The organism is Gordonia sp. UBA5067, assembly GCF_002414845.1.
Lineage (GTDB): Bacteria > Actinomycetota > Actinomycetes > Mycobacteriales > Mycobacteriaceae > Gordonia > Gordonia defluvii.
Window position 1 is genome coordinate 1 of record NZ_DIAX01000003.1, and the last position, 3,406, is coordinate 3,406.

A 3,406-nucleotide genomic window follows, 5' to 3' on the forward strand; every position below is an offset into this window, starting at 1 on the left:
TCGGGATTGCCGAACATCGCCCCCTACAACGCCACGAAGGCGGCGATGGACGCGATGAGCCGCACCATGGCCGTGGAGCTTGGACCGGCGGGCATCTGCTGCAACTCGGTGAACCCGGGGACGATCGCGACGGAGCTCGTCGATGAGCTCCTTGCGGCAAACCCGCCTCTTCGCGACAAGTTCGTGACAAAGACCGCGCTTGGTCGGGTCGGCGTCACCGATGAGGCCGCGTGGCCCATCGTATTTTTGCTGACCGACGCCGCGGCGTTCATCACCGGTCAGACACTCGTGATCGACGGCGGCCGCATGGCCTCGGCATAAGGAGACCTGGAACGTGCGGATCGTCATTGCAGGTGGAGGGACGGCCGGGTGCGTGCTTGCCGGGCGACTTGGTGCCATACCCGGGGCCGAGATCGTGGTGCTCGAGGCCGGGCCACGCTACGGGCCCGGCAGCTGGCCGGCGGAGCTCACCCACGCCTATCGCATCATCAAAGAGACCCACGACTGGGGGCTTCTCGCCCAGGCCGGTGCGTCGCCGCGCATGGTGCACGTGCCGCGCGGGCGCGTCGTCGGCGGCTCGTCGATCACCAACGCCACGATCGCCCTGCGCGGGCTTCCCGAGCACTACGACGAGTGGGGTGAGTACGTCGACGGCTACGGGTGGGAGTCTTGGCTTCCGTGGTTCACCGCGATCGAGCGCGACCTGCAGTATGGCGCGAAGCCCTACCACGGCGACCGTGGTCCGATTCCCGTCAATCGCTACCCGCGCAAGCAGTGGTTTTCGATCTTTGATCGCTTCACCGACGCCGCGCTCGCGCGTGGTCACGCCTGGGTCGACGATCACAACGCACCGGGCGCGGTCGGGGTTGGCCCAACCCCGTTCAACATGATCGACGGGGTGCGCATCACCCCTGCCGACACCTATCTCGCACCGGCCATGGAGCGCGACAACATCACGGTGGTGACCGGTGCGATTTGCGACCGAGTCGTGATCGACAACGGCAGGGCGGTGGCGGTGGAGGTGGTCGACGCCGAGGGGACCGGTCGTCGCTACGACGCCGACCAGGTGATCGTGGCTCTTGGCACCTACGCAAGCCCGGCCCTGCTGTTGCGTTCGGGCATCGGCTCGGCCGAGAAGCTTCGTCCGCATGGCATTTCGATGGTCCACGAGCTCGACGGGGTCGGGCGGGGGATGCAGGACCACCCCAAAGTGAGCTACCGGTTTTGGATCGACACCGACGTGCCGTCATGGCCGAACCCGTGGATCCAGGTGCTGCTCACCGCGACGGCCGAGGTGGCGGGAAAGGAGCGGCTCTTTCAGATCATGCCCTACGCCGGGATCACCGACGCCGGGCACCGCTACAGCGACTGGAATGTCCAGGTGGCCGACAGCAAAGGGCGCACCGGGACCATCGACCTGGCGGGGACCGATCCGCGCCTGCAGCCGCGCATCGGCATGGGGTGGCTCGAGGCGGAGGGCGACATGGATGTGGCCGTCGCGGCCGGCCGCGAGCTCATGGCGCTCTCGCGCACCGCGCCGGTCGCCGAGGTGGTGCACAGCTGGCCAAACCAGGACGACGACGGCCATGCACTTCGCACGGTCGAGACCTTCCATCACGTGGTCGGCACCTGCCGAATGGGGCGCCCCGGCGACAAGACGGCGGTGGTGGGCGGCGATTGCCGGGTGTTTGGACTCGAGGGTCTGTCGGTCATCGATGCCTCGGTCATCCCGCGCATCCCGTCGGCCAACACGCATCTGGCCGTCATCGCCCTGGCCGAACGGATCGCCGCGCAGTGGGTCGACCAGTGAGCTGGCGGGGTGCCATCGCCACCCTGGCGCTCGTTCTTGGCGGCGGCGCAGGAGCATCCGCGACGACGGTTCAGGTGATCGGCCACTCTCGGCAAGGGCGCGCCATCAAGGCGATCCACACCGGAAATTCCACCGGTCCGCGTGTGCTCATCGTCGGGTGCATCCATGGGAATGAGTGCGCCGCACGGGCGCTGACGCGCCCGCTGCTTGCCGCCAACGTGAACATGAATCTCTGGATCATTCCGACACTGAACCCCGACGGGCTGCGCTACGCCACCCGCCAAAATGGCGCGGGCGTCGATCTCAACCGCAATTGGCGACGGCGTTGGGTGCGCTCCGGTCGGCCGTGGAGCACCTACTACAGCGGTCCGAGCCCGTTCTCAGAGCCCGAATCGAAGGCCGGGCGGGCGTTCATTTTGCGGTTCAAACCCCAGGTGACGATCTGGTATCACCAACACATGAATCTGGTGTGGGCGTCGGGAAACAGTGTTGGATCGGGTGGGATCTACGCACGCGCCGTCGGCATGACGATGCGCACCGACGACACGATTCGCGGTACCGCGACGGGATGGCAGCGGCGCATCTTTCCCGCGTCAGCCGCGTTTGTCGTCGAACTTCCAAGCGGTCTCATGCGCTCATCGGCGCGGGCCGCCCATGTGCGGGCGATCGGTGCGGTGGCCGCAGCAGCCCGGACAGGATGAACATCCGCCGCGACGGAGCGCGACAGCGAGTCATCAACCGGGGTATCTGACTCGCGCGGTCAGTCGGGCTGGTTGATCGCCATCATTTGGGCCGCGTTTGGCGGTCCGGTGTTTTCCACCGCCTGGATCAGCAGCGGCATGAGCGCCTTCGATCCGAGCGCACCGGGGGCGCAGTACACACCGACTCCCACGATCGTCGTGTTCGTGCGGGCGAAGGCGAACACGCCTTGCTTGCCCGGCTCGTAGGTGACCTCGATGAGGATGACGTCGGCTCGGCGGGAGATTTGGCGACGGGTGATGGGATCGGCGCCGGTCACCGGTGCCAGGTCGAAGTGGCTGTTGATCTCGGCGCGAACCACCTTCTCCATCCCGTAGGAGCGACGGAAGAACTCCTTGGCATGGGCGACGCTGTCGAGTGGAATCGTGATCGAGCTGATCCGGCTCACCGCAGCGTCGGCAACTGTGGCCCCGGCGAATTCACGCGCGAGCATGCCCGGCCCTTGCGGGGTCCGTCGAACGCGGTCGGCGCGAAAGCGCGTGTCGGCCGGCACGTCGGCGCTTGTCAGAAGCCCCTTGGCGTAGCGGCGCTGCGCGGCGGGCATCTGGGCCGGTGTAGGGGACACGCCATCTTTGCGCGGAGGCGTCGTCGCGGTCGGCGTCGCCTTCGCTGCGGTGGTGGCGGGTTTCGTGGCAACTTTGGTTGTGGTGGCCACAGGTGCCGGTGCGACGGCAGGAGCGGGCGCGTCGTCGGCGGCAAACGTGCCGCCAAATACGACGTAGGCGGCGCACAGCACCCCAACGACGCCGAGAATGAGCCGATCCATCACGGTTGACCTATCGACACTCGCGCACGCGACTTGAGCACGGCGCGTTGCACAAATCAGCTCCTCATGCC

4 protein-coding genes are annotated in these 3,406 nt (G+C 67.1%); 3 read left to right on the forward strand and 1 reads right to left on the reverse strand.

Going from position 1 to position 3,406, the window contains the following annotated elements:
- The 3 genes from B4M62_RS00595 to B4M62_RS00605 all read left to right on the forward strand — a co-directional run.
- The coding region (locus B4M62_RS00595) for an SDR family NAD(P)-dependent oxidoreductase (RefSeq protein WP_290703632.1) at window positions 1–321 on the forward strand (321 nt) is incomplete at its 5' end.
- Between the two features lie 13 nt (window positions 322–334).
- Window positions 335–1,810, forward strand: a complete 1,476-nt coding sequence (locus B4M62_RS00600; protein ID WP_290703634.1) for a GMC family oxidoreductase — start codon at window positions 335–337, stop codon at window positions 1,808–1,810.
- Window positions 1,795–2,511 carry a M14 family zinc carboxypeptidase gene (locus B4M62_RS00605; protein WP_290703636.1) on the forward strand — a complete coding sequence of 239 codons (717 nt, stop codon included), beginning with the start codon at window positions 1,795–1,797 and terminating at the stop codon, window positions 2,509–2,511. Before B4M62_RS00600 ends, B4M62_RS00605 begins: the two co-directional genes overlap by 16 nt.
- Before the next feature lie 59 nt (window positions 2,512–2,570).
- Here the strand turns inward: B4M62_RS00605 and B4M62_RS00610 are convergent, their stop codons facing one another.
- A complete protein-coding gene (locus tag B4M62_RS00610; protein ID WP_290703638.1) occupies window positions 2,571–3,338 on the reverse strand; it encodes a hypothetical protein in 768 nt (255 codons plus the stop codon).
- Between the last annotated feature and the right edge of the window lie 68 nt (window positions 3,339–3,406).